The sequence below is a fragment of the Clostridium sp. NSJ-145 genome (assembly GCF_021044725.1).
In the GTDB taxonomy this organism is placed as follows: Bacteria; Bacillota; Clostridia; order Clostridiales; family Clostridiaceae; genus Clostridium; species Clostridium disporicum_B.
This window is the reverse complement of record NZ_JAJNOS010000022.1, coordinates 1-19,984: the sequence shown is the minus strand read 5'-3', so window position 1 is coordinate 19,984 and position 19,984 is coordinate 1. Positions and strand designations below refer to the sequence as shown.

The 19,984-nt window shown below is 29.2% G+C and carries 16 protein-coding genes and 2 pseudogenes; 16 read left to right on the top strand and 2 right to left on the bottom strand.

The annotated features are described in order from the left end of the window. The first annotated feature begins 3 nt into the window (after positions 1-3). From LQE93_RS15305 to trhA, 10 genes and pseudogenes are all read left to right on the top strand, one after another. Positions 4-1,788, top strand: a complete 1,785-nt coding sequence (locus LQE93_RS15305) for an alpha/beta hydrolase family esterase (RefSeq protein ID WP_231074316.1) — start codon at positions 4-6, stop codon at positions 1,786-1,788. A 162-nt stretch (positions 1,789-1,950) separates the two neighbouring features. Then, on the top strand, positions 1,951-2,913 hold the full coding sequence (locus tag LQE93_RS15300; protein ID WP_186838809.1) for an AraC family transcriptional regulator: 963 nt from the start codon (positions 1,951-1,953) through the stop codon (positions 2,911-2,913). Positions 2,914-3,014: 101 nt separating this feature from the next. Beyond that, entirely contained in the window at positions 3,015-3,179 is a 165-nt protein-coding gene (locus LQE93_RS15295) for an aspartyl-phosphate phosphatase Spo0E family protein (protein WP_148315771.1), read from the top strand. Between the two features lie 30 nt (positions 3,180-3,209). Continuing rightward, a pseudogene (gene rhaB, locus LQE93_RS15290) lies at positions 3,210-4,625 on the top strand (rhamnulokinase). A gap of 1 nt (position 4,626) precedes the next feature. Continuing rightward, the gene (gene rhaA, locus LQE93_RS15285) at positions 4,627-5,883 is read left to right on the top strand and encodes an L-rhamnose isomerase (RefSeq protein ID WP_231074314.1); all 1,257 of its coding nucleotides are present in this window, start codon (positions 4,627-4,629) and stop codon (positions 5,881-5,883) included. Positions 5,884-5,951: 68 nt separating this feature from the next. After that, positions 5,952-6,770 carry a rhamnulose-1-phosphate aldolase gene (gene rhaD / locus LQE93_RS15280; protein ID WP_186838806.1) on the top strand — a complete coding sequence of 273 codons (819 nt, stop codon included), beginning with the start codon at positions 5,952-5,954 and terminating at the stop codon, positions 6,768-6,770. A gap of 256 nt (positions 6,771-7,026) precedes the next feature. Continuing rightward, positions 7,027-8,397, top strand: coding sequence for an MATE family efflux transporter (locus LQE93_RS15275; RefSeq protein WP_231074312.1), 1,371 nt, complete (start codon positions 7,027-7,029; stop codon positions 8,395-8,397). Between the two features lie 77 nt (positions 8,398-8,474). Further along, entirely contained in the window at positions 8,475-8,903 is a 429-nt protein-coding gene (locus LQE93_RS15270; RefSeq protein WP_186838804.1) for an N-acetyltransferase, read from the top strand. Positions 8,904-9,446: 543 nt separating this feature from the next. Continuing rightward, positions 9,447-10,202 (top strand): AIM24 family protein, encoded by a 756-nt coding sequence (locus LQE93_RS15265; protein WP_055266878.1) that lies wholly within the window; start codon positions 9,447-9,449, stop codon positions 10,200-10,202. 362 nt (positions 10,203-10,564) lie between these two features. Next, the gene (gene trhA / locus LQE93_RS15260) at positions 10,565-11,236 is read left to right on the top strand and encodes a PAQR family membrane homeostasis protein TrhA (RefSeq protein ID WP_055266888.1); all 672 of its coding nucleotides are present in this window, start codon (positions 10,565-10,567) and stop codon (positions 11,234-11,236) included. A gap of 90 nt (positions 11,237-11,326) precedes the next feature. Here trhA and LQE93_RS15255 read toward each other — a convergent pair whose 3' ends face one another. Further along, entirely contained in the window at positions 11,327-12,103 is a 777-nt protein-coding gene (locus LQE93_RS15255) for a sulfite exporter TauE/SafE family protein (RefSeq protein WP_231074311.1), read from the bottom strand. Positions 12,104-12,376: 273 nt separating this feature from the next. Between LQE93_RS15255 and LQE93_RS15250 the strand changes: the two genes are divergently transcribed. After that, positions 12,377-13,204 (top strand): polysaccharide deacetylase family protein, encoded by an 828-nt coding sequence (locus tag LQE93_RS15250; protein WP_186838802.1) that lies wholly within the window; start codon positions 12,377-12,379, stop codon positions 13,202-13,204. A gap of 167 nt (positions 13,205-13,371) precedes the next feature. Here LQE93_RS15250 and LQE93_RS15245 read toward each other — a convergent pair whose 3' ends face one another. Then, complete coding sequence (locus tag LQE93_RS15245) at positions 13,372-14,034, bottom strand: hypothetical protein (protein WP_055266896.1); 663 nt, start codon at positions 14,032-14,034, stop codon at positions 13,372-13,374. A gap of 284 nt (positions 14,035-14,318) precedes the next feature. Between LQE93_RS15245 and LQE93_RS15240 the strand changes: the two genes are divergently transcribed. From LQE93_RS15240 to LQE93_RS15220, 5 genes and pseudogenes are all read left to right on the top strand, one after another. Beyond that, on the top strand, positions 14,319-14,711 hold the full coding sequence (locus tag LQE93_RS15240; protein ID WP_231074309.1) for a DUF3887 domain-containing protein: 393 nt from the start codon (positions 14,319-14,321) through the stop codon (positions 14,709-14,711). Positions 14,712-14,863: 152 nt separating this feature from the next. Continuing rightward, positions 14,864-15,469, top strand: coding sequence for a hypothetical protein (locus tag LQE93_RS15235; RefSeq protein ID WP_055266900.1), 606 nt, complete (start codon positions 14,864-14,866; stop codon positions 15,467-15,469). 198 nt (positions 15,470-15,667) lie between these two features. Continuing rightward, the gene (gene katG, locus LQE93_RS15230; protein WP_055266902.1) at positions 15,668-17,863 is read left to right on the top strand and encodes a catalase/peroxidase HPI; all 2,196 of its coding nucleotides are present in this window, start codon (positions 15,668-15,670) and stop codon (positions 17,861-17,863) included. A 162-nt stretch (positions 17,864-18,025) separates the two neighbouring features. Then, positions 18,026-19,399, top strand: coding sequence for an MATE family efflux transporter (locus tag LQE93_RS15225; RefSeq protein WP_231074306.1), 1,374 nt, complete (start codon positions 18,026-18,028; stop codon positions 19,397-19,399). Between the two features lie 252 nt (positions 19,400-19,651). Then, positions 19,652-19,810 (top strand): annotated as a pseudogene (locus tag LQE93_RS15220) (FAD-binding protein); the annotation flags it as partial. Positions 19,811-19,984: the final 174 nt, after the last annotated feature.

Below are 19,984 nucleotides of genomic sequence, written 5' to 3'. Positions count from 1 at the left end.
AATATGAAAAGAAATTTTATTAGATATATATCAACGTTAGTTACAGTATTTTATATCTTTTCTATAACAGGATGTGCTAGCTCAAATAAAGAAAGTACAAGTGATAATGTTACCAATACTGTTACAGATGAAGTTAGTGAAGAACCAGTAGAAAATATATTAACTTTAACCAATAGTGAAGTTACAGAAGGTTATTCTTATTACATGTATAATGCACTTGTAGATGGATATACATCAATAAGAAGCGATGTATTAACTCCCAAATATTATATATTTGCTGGTAATAAGTCTGAAGAAGATGCTAATAAGTTAATTGCTGATTTAGGGTTACTTGAAAATGTTAGAGAATGGGCTGGAGAAGTATATGTTATTAGTCCTTTAAGTGGTGAAGTATATGATGACAAGGATAAAGAAGCATTTATTGATTTAGTCGGAGGAGCAATTAATAATGTAAAAGTAATTGGGATAGATGATGGAGCTACATTTGTAAATAACTATATTTCACAATCATGCTATTTTATCGCTGGAATGATGATTTATGGTGGTCAAATGGATGATGGATTAGAAAAAAATGATGTAGTACCTGTCTATGCAAGTAATACATGTGATGTTGCAGTAGAGTTTTATCAAAATATAAATGATGCTACAAAGAAGAGTGAAAAAGATAATTATGTTTTATATGAAAATGAAGATAAGCCACTACAAAAGGTTGTTGTTGCTTCTAAGGAAGAAACATTAAAAGAAGCATTTAATAATGCATGGGAAAGTGTATTATCAAGAAATTATAGACAACATAATGATATTGCAGAATTTTATATGCTTAGTGCAAGATCTGCTACAGAAAATTATGATTTAATAGAAGCTCCTATATTTGAAGAGTTAGGAATAACTTATAATCAAGAGATTGATCAAAATATAACAGGTATGGATGGAAAGTATACATGGTTTGAATACGTACCTAATACAGTTGCATCAAGTAAGGAAAATACGGTGCCTTTAGTTGTATCTTTACATGGAAATCAAAATGATCCAAGATTACAAGGAGATTCGACAGGCTGGCCAGAGTTAGCTGCAAAGGAAAACTTTATTGTTGTATCACCAGAATGGCAAGAAAAAGAAGTTAACTTTTTCAAATGTGATGGTTTAGGTGGAGATGGAGTTATGAATTTAGTAGAGGATTTAAAAGTAAAATATCCTCAAATAGATCCATCTAGAATTTATGTGATAGGACTTTCAATTGGAGGGGCTGAATCATTTTTATTAGGAATGAAGTATAGTAATATATTTGCAGGAGTAGGTGTTGTTTCTGGAGTTAATGTATTTGCTAATGAAGTAATAGAAATAGCTAACAATTATACTGCTGGAGAAATTCCATTACTATATTTATGTGGAGATCACGATTTCTTCCAAATGATACCTGTAGATGGAAGCAGTGAGTATGGAACAGCGTTCTTATTTGGAAATCAGGTATGGGATGAAGATGAAAATGTCCATATATTCAGCTCACTTCAAGCGTATCAAAAGGTAAATGGATTAGAAGTAAGCGAAATGGATATGAGTGCTAATGAATATTACGGCATTGCATTAGATGACCAAAAGTGGACAACACTAGGCGATAAAGAAATGTATACAGGTACATTATCTAATGAAAATGGTGTAGTTATGGAGTTAGCAGCGATTAAAGATTTAGCACACTGGAACTACAAACCAGAGGCAGAGTACATGTGGAACTTCTTTAAAAGATATAGTAGAGACGTTGAAACAGGGGAGTTAATATTTAACAATTAGATATTAAAATTAAATTATAAATTATTTAGAGCTGGTACAGTAATGTATCAGCTCTAATATCATTTAAGTGAAATTATAATAAGTAAATTACATTGATAACAGGTAAGTATTTTAATATAATAGTTATAATTAAATAAAGAAAATTTAAGGATATAGAATTTTATGAGAGAAGATATATTAAAGAAGTTATTTGAATTGACAGAAGAGGAAAAACAGATATTAGAAGGAGAGGCTGATGTTGATAAGAGCATCTATACAGATGAGAGCCAGTTTATTATTGATAGCAATAAGATATTAGCAAAGGATCAACTTATAAATATTAGAAAACATACTAGATTTGTAGAATTTCCAGAACATAAACATAATTACATTGAGTTTAATTACGTATATAAAGGAAAACTAACAGAAGTTATTTATAATAAAGAGATAAATCTAAAAGAAGGAGAAATAATATTTTTAAATAAAGATATAACACATAAAATTAAGGAAAGTTCAAAAGATGATATAATAATTAATTTTATTATTAAGCCTGAATTTTTTGATTTTTTACTATCTTTATCTAATGAGGAAAATACTATTTTTAGCTTTTTATTAAAGTCAATATATATGAATAACAATAAAGGTGAATATCTCTATTTTAAAGTTAACGATGAAAGATATATTCAAGAAATATTAGAGAAAATAATTATAGAGATATATGAACCTAGTATGATAAGTAGTACAAGCATTAAACTATTGGTAGGCTTATTAATAGTTGAATTAATAAAGACACCAGATAAAATTGAAATGTATTCAGAAGATAATTATGATAGCCTTATGGTTATTGATGTATTTAAGTATATAGATAATAATTATGCTAAAGCCACTTTAACAGAAGTTTCTGAAAGGTTAAATCAGCCTAATTATAAAATAAGTAAGCTTATAAAAAAACATACAGATATGACATTTAAGGAATTGCTTCAAGAAAAAAGGCTTGATATAGCTAAGAAACTATTAAGTGATACAGAGTTACCAATAGTAGAAGTCATTACTTCAGTAGGTTATGAAAATCTTACATATTTCTATAAGATATTTAAAGAAAAATATGGATGCACACCAAATGAATTTAAAAGTTATGATATTTAAAAATGCAAATAAGGTTAATAAATTAGGCAACTTTGGTTATTAAGACCAAGGTTGTTTTTTTGTATACTTAAGATAATAAATAGCATATGAGAGGTAAAGGGATGAAGATACTTAGAGTTCTTATAAGAGCTATGAAAGAGTTGTTACATGAAACTATAGAAAGAAATGGATTATTGAGCTTAGAAACTATAAGTTTAAGTCAAAGGTTAGATAAGCTTATATACATAAAACAGAAGAGTATAGCTGAGAGCTATATTAACTGTTAAACAAATAGGATTAATTAAAGGGGGAGAGTTATGAGTTATCATTTAGCTATTGATATAGGGGATTCTAGTGGGAGACATATACTTGGAAGTTTAAAAGATGGCAAGCTTCAATTAGAAGAGATATATAGATTCGATAATGGTATTCATAAAATTGATGATGAATATTGTTGGAATCTTAAAGCGTTATTTAAGGAAATAAAAAATGGTATCAAAAAGTGTAAGGAAGTTGGAAAGATACCTAAAACAATAGGAATAGATACATGGGCAGTAGATTTTGTTTTGTTAGATCAAAATGATGAGGTTTTAGGAAATACAGTATCTTACAGGGATGATAGAACAGAAGGGATTATGGAGAAAGCTTTTGAAGTTATTCCAAAGGATATGTTGTATTTACACACAGGGATACAATTTCAAAGGTTTAATACATTATATCAATTACTTGCAATTAAAGATAAAAAGCCAGAGATTCTTGATAATGCAAAAGCATTTTTGATGATACCAGATTATCTTAATTTATTGTTAACTGGGCAGAAGGTAAACGAGTATACAAATGCAACTTCAACTCAGCTAGTAAACTCTTTTGATAGAGTATGAGATGAAAATATCTTAAAAGAGTATGGAATAAATAAAGAAATCTTTGGAGAGATAAAAATGCCTAAAACAAGCTTAGGTAATTTAAGAGATGAATTAGTAGAAGAGTTCGGCTTTGACATGGAAGTTATACTTCCAGCTACTCATGATACAGGATCAGCCTTTATTTCTTCAGTTTGTAATGATTCAGATAGTATATATGTAAGTTCTGGTACGTGGTCATTAATTGGTGTGGAAAATAGGTTCCCAATATGTGTACCTCAAGCTATGGATTATAACTTTACGAACGAAGGGGGAATTGATTATAGATTTAGATTTTTAAAAAATATAATGGGTCTTTGGGTTATACAAGAGGTAAAAAGAAATTTATATCATAAATACTCTTTTAGTGAGTTAGTCCAAGAAGCAAATAAGCATAAAGATTTTCCTTCTATTATAGATGTAGATCATGATAGATTTTTAAATCCAAATAATATGATAGATGAAATAAAGCTTTACTGTATGGAAACAGGGCAAAGAGTACCAGAATTAGTTGGGGAAATTGCTTATTGTGTATTTAACAGCTTAGCTTATAGTTATAAAAAAGCAGTAGGAAACTTAGAAGAAATATTTGAAAAGAGCTTTGAAAGAATAAATATATTTGGTGGTGGCTGCCAAAATAATTTATTAAATCAATTAGTTGCAAATGCTACTGGCAAAGAAGTGTTAGCAGGACCAATAGAAGCAACAGCAATAGGAAATCTTGCAGCTCAATTAATAAGTGCTGGAATTCTAGAAGATTTAGGACAAGCTAGAAATGTAATTAAAGAATCATTTGAGATAAATATATTTAAACCAAATAAAGGAGAGATTTAATATGAATGTTAAGGAAAAATATGAATTAGCAAAAGAGCAATATGAAAAATGGGGAATAGATGTAGACAAGGTTTTAGAAGAGCTTAATAAAGTAAAGGTATCGATACATTGTTGGCAAGGTGATGATGTAAAGGGATTTAAAGTAGTTCAAAATGCATTATCAGGAGGAATTCAATGTAATGGTAATTATCCAGGAGCTGCAAGAAATGCTGAAGAGTTAAGAGCAGATTTAGATAAAGCATTAAGCTTAATTCCTGGTAATCATAAGGTAAATCTTCACGCTATTTACTTAGAAAGCAATGGAGAAGTTGTTGAAAGAGACCAAATAAAGCCAGAACACTTTGCAAATTGGGTAAACTGGGCAAAAGAAAGAGGATTAGGATTAGATTTTAATCCAACAATATTCTCTCATCCTAAAGCTTCAGATGGATTAACATTATCTCACCCAGATAAAGAAATAAGAGATTTCTGGATAAGACATTCTATTGCATCAAGGAAAATTGGAGAATACTTTGGTAAAGAATTAGGACAAACTTGCTTAACAAATCTTTGGATTCCAGATGGATATAAGGATATTCCTGCAGATAGATTAGGGCCAAGAGCAAGACTTAAGGATTCTTTAGAACAAATATATGCAGTTGAAACTGATAAAAACTATAACTTAGACTGTGTAGAATCAAAGGTATTTGGAATTGGTGCAGAAAGCTATACTGTAGGTTCTAATGAATTTTATTTAAAATTTGCAGCTGAAAATGGAATTCTTTCATTAATGGATACAGGACATTATCATCCAACAGAAGTAGTTTCAGATAAATTATCAGCAATGTTATTATTTGATGAAAAGGTTGCATTACATGTAAGTAGACCAGTTAGATGGGACAGTGATCACGTTGTAATTTATGATGATGAATTAAAGGAAATCGCAAAAGAAATAGTAAGAAATGATGCTTTAGATAGAGTTATTATTGGATTAGATTTCTTTGATGCAAGCATTAACAGAATAGCAGCATGGACTATTGGAACAAGAAATATGATTAAAGCATTATTAAATGCAATGTTAACACCAAATGAAGTATTAAGAAAGCTTCAAGATGAAGGAAACTTCACAGAAAGATTAGCTTTAATGGAAGAATTTAAAACTTATCCAATAGGAGATGTTTGGAATTATTACTGTGAAAAGAATAATGTACCAGTAGGTGAAACTTGGTTAAAAGAAGTTAAAGAATATGAAGAGAAAGTTTTATCAAAGAGAAACTAGTATATAAATAATTTAAGGTATAAATATAGCTCAAAATTGATGTGAAAACGTAGAAAGTAGGAGTAACTATGAGATTAAATAACGTAAATTTTATTAAAAACTTTATGAAGATAACTGAGGATGCTTGGGAAAAAGGATGGCATGAAAGAAATGGTGGAAATATTACTTATAGATTAACACCAGAAGATATTAAGGAAATATCCCTATCAATTAAATACAATAATGGATGGAATAGAATAGGTGTAAAAGTACCTAACTTAGCTAATGAGTATTTTTTAGTAACTGGAAGTGGAAAGTTTATAAGAAATATATCAGTGGATTTAGAATCAAATATCGGAATAATTAAAATAGATGAAACAGGTGAAAAATATAAGATAGTTTGGGGCTTAATAAATGGAGCTAAGCCAACAAGTGAATTACCATCACATCTTATGAGTCATTCAATTAAATTTGATGTAACAGGTGGAAAGCATAGAGTAATAATGCATTCACATGCAACTAACTTAATAGCGTTAACATTTGTACTACCATTAGATGGAGCAGTATTTACAAGAGAGCTATGGGAAATGGCAACAGAGTGTCCAGTTGTATTCCCTACAGGAGTAGGCGTTGTTCCTTGGATGGTTCCAGGAGGAGCAGAAATAGCAGAAGCAACAAGTAAATTAATGAAGAAACATGACATAGTTCTTTGGGCTCATCATGGGGTATTCTGTTCAGGAGAAGATTTAGATTTAACTTTTGGTCTTATGGATACAGTAGAAAAATCAGCTGAAATACTTGTAAAAGTATTATCTATGGGTGGAAAGAGACAAACTATAACTTCAAATAATTTTAGAGAATTAGCTAAAGACTTTAATGTAACTATCTCTGAAGAGTATTTAAAATAAATATAAAGTTGAAGAAATCAAGTAGAAGAGTGTATAGACTTTTTTGAGAATGTCAATATTACAATTTGCTTGGTTTCTTTTTTTATTTATTAGTGATTTTAATAAAATAGTAAATATTTAAAATGATTAAACAAGAATTTAATTATTCATTTTAAGGAAATAATTGAAATTTATATTGACTTAAAGTTAACTTTAAGTAGTAACATAGGAGAGAGAAAATTTTCAGTTGAAAAAATAATTATAAAGGGGAAAAATAATGGAAAATAAAATGGGAACAGAAGAGATTAGAAAGCTACTTATAAAAATGAGTTTGCCATTAATGATTAGTTTATTAATAAGCAATCTTTATAATCTAATAGACAGTATGTATGTATCAAGTTTAGGAGAAAGTGCCTTAAGTGCAGTTTCATTATCTGCACCTATAATGATGATGATGGCTGCATTTGGAAGTGGTAATGCAATAGGGTTAAATGCAGTATTATCAAAGGCTCTAGGTGAGAAGAATGATGATAAAGTTAAAAAGGCAATAAGAACAGCTTTATTTTTAGCATTAGCATCATATATAGTTATTGTTACATCAAGGCTTATAATAGTAGAACCGTATTTTAATTCACAGACTAATGATGCAGAAATTATAAGACAAGGAACAGAGTATTTAAATACAGTAATGTTTTTAGCCTTTGGAGTAATGTTTCAGTGGGTTCTTGAAAGACTTTTAATTTCAACAGGGAAGACAAAATTATTTATGATTACTTTATCATCAGGAGCAATTATAAATATAATTCTAGATCCAGTGTTCATATTTGGACTATCTGCCTTAGGTATTCCAGCATTAGGAGTTAAGGGTGCAGCAGTTGCAACAGTATTTGGACAAACATTTTCAGCATTTTTAGCATTATACTTTAACTACAAATTCAACAAAGAGTTAGATATGAAGTTTAGTATAATACCAGATTGGCATACCTTTATTGAAATGTTGAAAACAGGGATACCAACAGCCTTTATGCAAGGTTTTGTATCAGTGGTGACAATGGGTGTAAATATGATTTTGATATCATTTAGTACTACAGCAGTTGCAATATATGGAGTTGTATTAAAAGTATTGAATATGATACTAATTATGCCTCATGGGATGGGACTTGGAGTTATACCAGTAGTTGCCTATAATTATGGTGCTAAAAAAAGAAGTAGAGTAAAAGAAGCAATAAAGTTTAGTGTGATATTTAGTATAGTAGTTGGAACTATAGGAATGATAATACTAAATATTATCCCAGCATTAATACTAAATATGTTTAATCCAACTGAAGAAATGCAATCAATTGGAATAACTGCTATTAGAATATTAAGCGTAACAATTCCACTTGGAGGAATAAGTATAGTCTTATCATCATTCTTCCAAGGGTTAGGATTAGCAAAGTATAGTATGTACTTATCTTTAGCAAGGCAAATTATATTATTGATGCCAATAGTATTTTTATTATCATTAACAGAAGTGCTACCATTAGTATGGTTAGGCTTTCCAATAGCTGAAGGATTAGCTATAATAATAGGATATATGTTGTATAAACGTTCAAATATAGAGGTAATAAGTAAAATTGAAGAAGAACTTGAAGAGAAGTGTATTTAGTATTATTAATTAAAATATAAAATTATAAATTGAGTAATAAAAAACAGCTTTTAATATTAAAAAATGGAGAGAAGAATATGATAAAAGAATTTAATATAAATCAATTAGATGAAGTGATGAAAATTTGGCTTGAAGTTAATGAAGATGCCCATAGTTTTATATCAAAAGAGTATTGGAATAATAATTATGAATTAGTTAAGAGTTTATTACCAGATGCAAATATTTATGTGTTTGAAGAAGATAATATTATAAAAGGATTTATAGGTATTATTGAGGATGGATATATTGCTGGAATTTTTATAAAGAATGAATATCAAAGAGAAGGAATAGGGCATAAATTGATAGAGTATAGCAAATCCAAATATAAAGAACTTTCATTGAATGTTTATGCTAAAAATGAAAATGCATTAAATTTTTATTATAAAAATAACTTCAAAGCATTAGGTAGTAAGATTAATGAAGAAACAAATGAACTTGAATATACTATGGTTTATAAGAATAATTAATCTTAGACATAAAATACTTTAACACTTTACAAATAAGAGAATTTAAGTATATATAAATGAAAACACTGTATTATTCAAAAAGGGAATAAGCGGTGTTTTTTATTAGCAATTCTAAAATAGTATGAGAGTTATATGTGCATATGAACTAAGGGGTTGACAGTTATAGTTACGGCATTAAATAGTTTAGTTATTAAAGAGTTACAAGTATAATTGAACAATATTACTTTTAAATAAAATACTCGTAAATGATGATAAAATAAAAAAACATAAACCAAACTGAGTATTAATAAAAGTTGTATAAATACTACAATCACAAAGGAGATAAATTATGAAATTAAAGAAAATGGTTGTTGAAATATCAGACGAAGATATAATCAATTTTATGAAACTACAAAATAAAGTAATAGTATATGTATTTAAATGGATTTAAAGGTAATGAAAAGAGTGGATTATTACTTTTGTAGAGTATATGCATAAAAATTATCTAAGTTTTTTTCTTATGGTATAATATTTATATGATTTTATTAAATGGAGGTAGGACTTATGGTGAAATGTAATAATTTATATGATAATAAAAATATAGATGTTATAGCATCAAAGGGTGGTGTTAAAGTACTTGAATATAAAAAAGATTTAAGTGTTAACACTGCAAATGCTATGGCTGCATATTATGCATCAGAGATGAACGTAAGAAGAAGACAAGTATTAATTGAATTAAATGGCAATGCATATACAATTAGTGCTGGGGCAATGCAATGGACTTCTGGGAATGTGAAAATGGCAGCGGATGTTAAAGGGATTGGAGATTTTTTTGGAAAAGCAATTTCTTCAAAGGTTACAAAGGAATCAGCCATTAAACCTAAATATGAAGGAACTGGATTACTAATGTTAGAGCCTACATATAAACATATTCTTCTTGAAGATGTTTCTGAGTGGAATGGATTAGTTCTAGATGATGGACTTTTTCTTGCTTGTGAATCAAGAATAAAACAGAAGGTAGTTGCAAGAACTAATTTATCTTCAGCAATGTTAGGAAATGAAGGTTTATTTAATTTATGTCTTGAAGGAGACGGTATTGCAATTCTTGAAAGTCCAGTGCCAAGAGATGAACTTATAGAATTTATATTAGAAAATGATGAAGTAAGAATTGATGGTAACTTTGCTATTGCATGGTCAAAATCTTTAGATTTTAGAGTAGAAAAGTCAAGTAAAAGCTTAGTAGGATCAGCAGTTTCAGGCGAAGGTTTTGTAAATGTGTATCGAGGAACAGGTAAAATCCTCATGGCACCTATAATTTAATACAAAATTAATTGTAACAAAAAGGATGTGTTTAAACACATCCTTTTATCATAAAGTCTTTACTTAAATAATTAACAATATTACTTTTAAATAAAATACTCGTAAATGATGATTAAATATAAAAAAACAAACCAAACTGATCATTTTACACAATAACAAGCAAAACAAAATTTAGGAATGAAATAGATAAATACGATGAAAGATAAATATAGGGTAAATTAAGTAAGGAAATAATTTGATGGTAAAAAATGTTTATATATAGTTTTTAATTATGTATAATTTATTTATAAAAACAATTATATTTAATATTTAGTATAGTATCTATAAATTATATAAAGTTAAATTAGGAGAGGAATATAGATATGAAGCAAGAAAAGGAAAAGAGAAAGAAACAAATTAAAGCGTTAAATGAACCTCCAAAGCTTACGATTTTAGAAGAGGTTGGTAATGCAGTTGTCCATGGTATAGGAGCAGGGCTTGCAATAGCGGGATTTATTCTACTTCTATTAAAATCAGATACAGGTCTTAAGGTGATGGCATCTTGTTTTTATGGGATAAGTTTATTTCTATTAATGATTATGAGTACCTTATATCATGCTTTTAAAAGTGGGTCTAAGGTAAAACGCTTATGGAGAAGGTTTGATTATTGTTCTATTTATCTTTTAATTGGAGGAACATTCGCACCGTTGTACCTAGTGTATTGGGGGAATACCCTTGGAATAATTATTTTCTCTATACAATGGGCCTTAATTGTTTTAGGGATAGTGATGATTAGCGTTTTTGGACCAGGAAGATTTAAATGGTTACATTTTTCTTTATATTTTATAATTGGATGGAGTGGATTAGTGTTCTTGCCAGACTGGTTTCATAATAATAGACCACTTATGTGGATGATTTTAATTGGTGGGGTTGTATATACTGTTGGAATGATTCCATTTACAAAAGATAAAAAGTATTCACATTTTATATGGCACTTTTTTGTGATGATAGGTGCAATTCTGCATTGGATTGGTATTTATTATTACATTTATTAAAATATAAAAAAGATAAGGAGCTTCGTGTTATATGATGCTCCTTTTGATATAAAGTATAAAGTTTAATGATTTTATTAATAAAAATACTTATTATATTAATTTTATTAAAATAGTTACTATTCCAAGAATTCCAAGACATGTACCTACAATTCTATTTAATTTTTTAATCTCACACTTATTTGCAAATTTTGCACTAACATATGCACCAATAAGACAAAAGATTGTAACTAATAACATAGGAATAGGTTGTAGTATAGCTCCCATAGAGATATGACTTATTGCACCGGTTAAAGCAATAAGAGTCATAATCATAGTGCTTGTCCCTACAGCAACTTTTAAATTATACCCAAGGAGTAATGTAAATACTGTAAGCATTAAAATTCCTCCGCCACTTCCAGTAAATCCACAAATCCAACCTATACCACATCCCAAAAACATTGCTTGTAGGATCTTTTTCTTACTTATTTGATTTATTCCAGATTTTGCATCATGACCTTTTTCAATAGGTTTTACTAAAAACTTTATCCCAAGAAAAATTGTAGTTGCCATAGAAATATAGCCTAGGCCATCGGGTTGTGACTGTGAGAAAAGATATCCGCTATAGCTACCAATGATAGATCCTATAAAAGCTGTTATTGTAACAAGCATTCCATTCTTTAAATCAATATTTCTATTTTTATAATAAGTGTACGCTGTCAATAGACTAGCAAGCACATCTGCTGAAAGTGCTACTGTTACAGCATCATAACTCTGCCATCCACATACACTAACAAGCAAAGGGGTAATAACTACTGCTGCAGAAAGACCAGCAAGTCCTGTTACAACACCTGCCCCAATTCCTGCTAAAATATAAACAAGATATAACATGACATACTCTCCTTTTAATACTAATATTGTTTCAGTTTACATCTTAACATTTTACATTATATAACAATCGTTCGCAATTTAATTAATAATATATTAACAATTAATTTAGATTATAGTCTATAAACTCTTGTGCTAATGGTATTTTTAACTCAACTACCAATGGGTATTAATTATTGTAATAGGGAATCGGTTGAGGAAGATACAAAAGCTTTTTTACTTTAAATATATTTTGATATAATTTAATTAAAGATAGATATATATGAGGAGAATAATATGAGAAAAACAAGATTTTTATATCAGCATGGTAAAAGTAAAGCTTTAACAATAAGCTATGATGATGGTGTTCAATTTGATGAGAAATTAGTAAAAATACTTAATAGATATAAATTAAAGGCCACATTTAATGTTAATTCAGGTATTAAGCCAGGAACTACTTGGATAAATAAAGGTATAGATGTAACAAGAATAAATTTAGTGGAAAATAAAGATCTTTATAAAGAACATGAGATAGCAATTCATACTTTAACACATCCACATTTAGAGAAATTAAATGAAAATGAGATTCTTAAAGAAGTTTTAGAAGATAAAATTAACTTAGAAAGAATTTATGGAGGAGTAATTAGAGGAATGTCTTATCCTTTTGGAACATATAACTCAAAGGTTAAAGATATTATTAGAACATGCGGAGTTGACTATTCAAGAACTGTTGTTGAAAATGAGGATTTTACATTGCCAAATGATTTTCTAGAATGGCATTCAACTTGCAGACATGCTAATCCAAGATTAATGGAAATAACAAAGAGATTCTTAGAAAAAGAAGATGGTGAGTTAGATTTATTTTATATTTGGGGACATAGTTATGAATTTGAAGTTGATAATAATTGGGAGCTTATTGAAGAGTTTGCTGAGAAGGTCAGTAATAAAGAAGATATTTGGTACGCAACAAATATAGAAGTTTATGATTATATAACTGCTGTTAGGTCGCTTAAGTTTTCTGGAAATAAGTCAAGAGTTTACAATCCAAGTGCTTTAGACGTATGGATTAGTGTTGATGGAAAAACTGTAAAAATAGACTCAAGAGAAACAATTGAATTATTATAAAAGTAGAATCTTGATTTATTCTAGTAAGATTCTACTAAATTTTAAATATCAGTTACTGTTAGCAAACAAAAACAAGTTTTTATAGGATGTTTTATAAATAATAAAAAATAACCTAATAAAATAAACAAAAGGTTCTAAATGCTTATATTTAGAACCTTTTGTTTATTTTATTGATTTTCTTCTTCATGATTTTTAAGTATCAAATTAGATCTTCTATTATCTAGCGGATTATGATTCTTAAATTCTATATATTGATTTTCTTGAGGTTTCATAATAACCTTCCAAAGAGGAAGTCTACCTTCAGGAGTATTTGCAACAACTGAAACATTACCATGAGTTTTATGAAGAACCCAACTATAAGTATCGTTTATTACTAAAGCTAAGTCTTCTTTAGATATTAATGCATAGCCTTCTTTTTTATCAAGTTTATCCTTTAATATTATAGAAATAGTATTTTCGTCTTTTTCTTCGTATTCATTACCACTATTCTTTTTAGCTATATCTAAATTACATCTTCTATTATCTAAAGTGTCACCATTTAAATATTTTATAGGTGCCTTTGGACTAACCTTTAACAGTACGCTTGCTATGCTTTGCTTTAAAGGCTTATTTTTGCTATTTTTCTTAGTTTTACTTATATTTTGAGCTATATAATTGTTATAATCTTTATTCCATTCTGCAAACCAAGTTCCCATATCATTTATTAAAGCTAAATCATCCTCATCTATTTTTGTAATAAGTTCTGTTCCGTCTTTTTTTAGAATTGTAATGTAAACAACATTATCTTTTACTTCATAAGAGTTTCCTATATTTTTATATATCGGTTTCATTTTTACACCTCATAATATCTATATTTTATTAATTTTTTATTTGTCCACAAAATAATACTTTTAACTACTTACTTTATTATAGACTAAAATCTAATTATGTAAACTATATTATATAATATGTATTCAAATATTTTCCATAAGGTAATAACTAGTTAAAAAGTATGAAATTATAAAAAGTATTAATTTATTAGTAATTTCTTCATACAAAATTTTATTTAATGTATAATTGAAAATATATCATATAGCTTATGATAAAATTTAATATACAAAAGGGGAGATTTATTATGAAAAAGCTTATAAAGGTGATGTCATTAGTTTTATGTTTAAGCTTATTAATAAGTTGTGGTACCGAGAAGCTTAGTGATAAGTATAATGAGGAAGAAATAAAGGGAGTATCAGAACAAATAATAAATAATTTGAATCATAATAATTATGAGGCAGTTTATGATATGAGTACAGATGCTTTAAAAGAAACCATTTCTGAAGGAACATTAGAAAGTATATGGACAGGCATTAGCGAACAGGTAGGAGCTTTTAAAAAAATATTAAATTATGAAGTAAGAGAAAAAGATGGAAATCCAGTAACTGCTGTTAAGACGGAATATCTTGAGAAAAATGTAAGATTTATCTTTGTATTTACAGAAGATTTAAAGCTAGATGCAATGGATATAAATTAGTAGAAAGATATTACTAAAAGATCATACAAATTATTGTGTGATAAATTTTGCTAAAAATGATAATGAAGAAGCTTTGGAAAAGTTAAATAATGCATTAGATAAGAGTAAGTGATATAATGTATTGACTAAAGAAAAAAAGGAGTAATTTTATAATGGAATTAAGCATAAATGAAATTAATGAATTAAGTGCAGTAGAACTTTTAGAAAGAGCTTATGGTAAAAAGTTAGAAAGTAAGAAAACTGTATTGGAATATATAGAAATAGTAAAATTTTTAAGAGATCCTGAAGTTAATCCAGAAAAGGTTCAAGAAACATACAATCTTATATACAACAGTATAGATAAAATGAATGATTCAGTAAAACCAAATACTATAATGTTCTTAATGAATGCTTTAAAGGCTCAGTTAGGTAAATTTGTAAGTGATAAAGATCCTAAAAAAGAACATGGATTTATCAAATACTTTAAGCTAGCATATCCAGCGAAGATGAGAGGTAAGGGATTTACAAGAGTTCTTATGAATATAAATAATATAACAGATGAGCAGATATGGACTACTATTACGTATATTAATAGAGGCTATATAAAGAGGGAAATATATCTTACTGGTGATGACAAAATAGCTATAAAAGAGATGGTAGGAAAGTTAGTTGCAAAGAATAATATTAAATATGTTAATCAAGTAAAGAGTATGGAAAAATTACTAAGTGCTTTAGGTATTAAAGTAATAAATGTAGATGGTAAGTTTAAAATAAAATAAATGTTAAATTACCCCAAAGGTTTGTAAAAATATAAGCCTTTGGGGCATTTTTATTTTCAAGTTGTATTTTGGGTTAGAGAAATAAAAGCTTTTAATCATAACATTAATATTACGTATTAATTAAAATAATTAGTTAAATTATGAATATAATACAGTAACGGCATTAATTTGTTAAATTAAATATAAGGAGGATAATGTATGACAGAAAGCAAATGTCCAGTGACAGGAAGGAGTAGTAAAGATATGTCTGGTGAAGGATATACAACAAAAGATTGGTGGCCAGACCAATTAAATCTTCAAATTCTTCATCAAAATTCAGATTTAAGTAATCCAATGTCTAAATGTTTTGACTATGCTGAAGAATTCAAAAAACTAGACCTTAAAGAGATAAAAAATGATTTGTATAAGTTAATGACAGATTCTCAAGACTGGTGGCCTGCTGATTACGGTCACTATGGCCCATTATTTATTCGTATGGCATGGCATAGTGCAGGAACATATAGGATTGGAGATGGTAGAGGTGGTGCTGGTAAAGGAACACAACGTTTTGCACCTCTTAATAGCTGGCCAGATAACGTTAATCTAGATAAAGCACGTCGTTTACTTTGGCCTATTAAAAAGAAATATGGAAATAAAATATCTTGGGCGGATCTTATGATATTGGCAGGTAACTGTGCATTTGAATCTATGGGAATAAAACTGATAGGTTTTGGTGGTGGACGTGAAGATGTATGGGAGCCACAAGAAGAGATTTATTGGGGAAGTGCAAAAAAATGGCTTGGAGATAATAAAATGTCAAGTGATGGAGAATTAGAAAATCCACTTGCGGCTGTCCAAATGGGATTAATTTATGTAAATCCGGAAGGGCCAAATGGAAAACCAGATCCAATGGCATCAGCTAAAGATGTTAGAGAAACTTTCTCACGTATGGCTATGAATGACGAGGAAACTGTTGCACTTATAGCAGGGGGACATACCTTTGGTAAGTGTCATGGTGCAGGTCCTGCTACATATGTTGGTCCTGCACCAGAGGCTGCACCTATTGAGGAACAAGGACTAGGATGGAAGAATAGTTATGGAAGTGGTAATGGTGAATATACTATAGGTAGTGGAATAGAAGGTGCATGGAAAGCAAATCCTACACAGTGGAATATGGGTTATCTAAAAACATTATTTAAATATAAATGGGAGTTAGTTAAAAGTCCTGCAGGAGCATATCAATGGTTAGCGATTAATGTTGATGAAGAGGATATGGTAGTTGATGCACACGATCCTTTAAAGAAACATAGACCTATGATGACTACAGCAGATTTATCACTTATTACTGATCCTAAATATAAAGCAATAGCATTAGATTATTTAGAAAATCCAGAGAAATTTGCTGATGCTTTCGCACGTGCATGGTTTAAATTAACTCATAGAGATATGGGGCCAATATCAAGATATCTTGGACCAGATGTTCCAACTGAAAGGTTTATTTGGCAAGATCCTGTGCCAGTAGTTAATCATAAATTGATTAATAAAAAGGATATCATACATCTTAAGAAAAAGATTCTATCATCTGGATTATCTATATGTGAGCTTGTTAAAGTAGCTTGGGAATCTGCATCAACATTCCGTGGTTCAGATAAACGTGGTGGTGCAAACGGTGCAAGAATACGTCTTGAACCACAAAAAAATTGGGAAGTAAATGAGCCAGAAGAGCTTAATAATGTTCTAAATGTATTAGAAGAAATCCAGGTAAAGTTTAATAAATCACAATCTGGAAATAAGAAGGTTTCTCTAGCAGATATTATTGTACTTGCTGGATGTGCTGGTATTGAACAAGCTGCAAAAAATGCAGGATATGATATTATTGTTCCTTTTACTCCAGGCCGTACTGATGCAACTCAAGATCAAACAGATATAAATTCATTCAGCGTACTTGAACCTAAAGCAGACGGATTTAGAAACTATATAAAAAGTGAAATTTCAGCAAAACCAGAAGAAATGTTAATTGACCGTGCACAACTATTAACACTAACTGCTCCTGAAATGACAGTATTAATTGGTGGGATGCGTGTGTTAAATATAAATTATAAGCAGTCTAAAGATGGTGTATTTACAAATAAAACTGAATGTCTTACAAATGATTTCTTCCAAAATCTCCTTGATATGAATACAGTATGGAAACCAATAGATGAAGATAAGCAAAGATTTGAAGGTTGTGATAGAGAGACAGGAAAGGTAAAATGGACAGCAACAAGAGTTGATCTTATTTTTGGTTCTAATTCGCAACTTCGTGCAATAGCTGAAGTATATGCATGTGATGATAATAAAGAAAAGTTTTTGCAAGATTTCGTAAATGCTTGGAATAAAGTTATGAATGCAGACCGTTTTGATATAAAAAGATAAAAACTAGACCTTGAAGGTCCAGTAAATTTCCAGTGGCAAGCAGTTGCTTGTCACTTTTCTAGAAACCAATGTATCTTATTGACTTATACTGTGTCAAATTATATAATTATTTCCAATTGATAAAATAAATAGAAATATAAGTAATTTGGGGATGGTATAAAAATGACAAACGAAAAGATAAGTTTGACAGAAGGAAATGCAAAGATTGGTATGTTAAAGTTCGCTCTTCCAATATTTTTAGGACAAGTATGCCAACAGCTATATAATGTTGTAGATGCCATAGTTGTAGGGAATTATGTTGGGCAAAATGCTTTAGCAGCAGTTACTAGTACTGGAGCATTAATATTTTTACTTGTAGGTTTTTTTGGAGGAATGTTTTCAGGAGCAGGTGTAATTATTTCTAGATACTTTGGAGCAAAGGATGAGAAAAAGATTAAAAAAGCCGTTGGAACTGCAGTATCATTTGGATTTATTAGCGGTACAATCCTTACTATAATAGGCACTTTATTAACACCGACTATTCTAAGACTTATGGGAACTCCTGATAATGTATTTCAAGATTCATCAATATATATAAGAACATATTTTACAGGTATTATTTTTGTTATTATGTATAATACAGCTTGTGGTATTTTTCAAGCTGTAGGAGATAGCAAACGTCCTTTATACTATCTTGTTATATCCGCTATAATTAATGTCATTTTGGATATAGTATTTGTAGGATTTTTTAATATGGGAGTTATAGGAGCTGCAATAGCTACAGTAATATCACAAGGTACAAGTGCATTTTTAGCTTTTTTTAGATTAGCTCGTATTGATAGCACATACAAAGTAACCATAAAAGGTATTTGTATAGAAAAAAGTATTCTTAAAAGTATGATAAATATAGGATTACCTTCAGGTATACAAAATTCAGTGATTGCTTTTGCTAATGTAGTTGTTCAATCAAGTGTCAATTCATTTGGTGCAGTTGTTATGGCTGGAAATGGTGCATATATAAAATTAGAAGGCTTTGCTTTTATACCAGTTACAGCATTCTCAATGGCAATTACTACATTTGTAAGTCAAAATATTGGTGCTAAAAATTTTGATAGAGTAAAAGAAGGAGCAAGATTTGGAATTTTATTTTCTTGTATTTGCGCTGAAGTAATTGGGCTAGTTATATTTGTCTTGGCTCCATATCTTATTAGTATATTTGGAAATAATCCAGATGTTATAGCTGTAGGGGCACAAAGAGCACATCTAAATGCATTATTTTACTTCTTATTATCATTTTCACATTGTGTATCTGGTGTTTTAAGAGGGGCTGGTAGGTCAAAGATACCTATGTTAACAATGCTGATTTGTTGGTGCGTAATACGTGTTTCATATATACAAATTGCAACACATTTAATAAATGATATAGCAGTAGTATTCTGGGCATATCCTATTACGTGGTTCTTAAGTACAACTGTATTTTTAATATATTATAAAAAATCAAATTGGCTTGAAGAGTGTAAAAAGAAAGCATTAAGTATAGAGATTAAAAGTATTTAAATAAATATAGCAAGAGTGTTTTTGCATTATAAAATATTAGTATAATTTTAGTGGTAGGCTTTAGCTTTCCACTTTTTTTGTATATGAAAGTTCAAAATTTAATGCATGTAGGGTTTTTAGAAGTTTTGACTTTTCACTTAAGGAGTGTAATGAGATACTTCAATGGAATTCAATCTCTGAAGTGAAAACTAAATTTGAAGAAAATATCAAGCTTCAAAATTATAAGTTAGAGTTTCAAAAGATAAAGAGATAGAAGTTATTGATGAAGAAGGAAATGTTATAGAGGGTTTATATGCTGCTGGAGAAGTTACAGGTGGAATTCATGGCGGTAATAGAGTAGGTGGAAACTCATTATCAGATATATTTACATTTGGTAGAATTGCAGGTAAGAGTGCTGCTAATAATAAGTAATATGAAATAGTAATATATTATATTGAAAGTCCAGTAGATTTTCAGGTGGAAAGGGGCTGTCTCTGAAATGATTTTTAAAATCATTTCAGTAGACGGTCTTTTTATTTTTTATTCATATATTTATATGAAATTATTTCTAAATGAACAAGTTTTTTGACACGACAAATAGGAGGT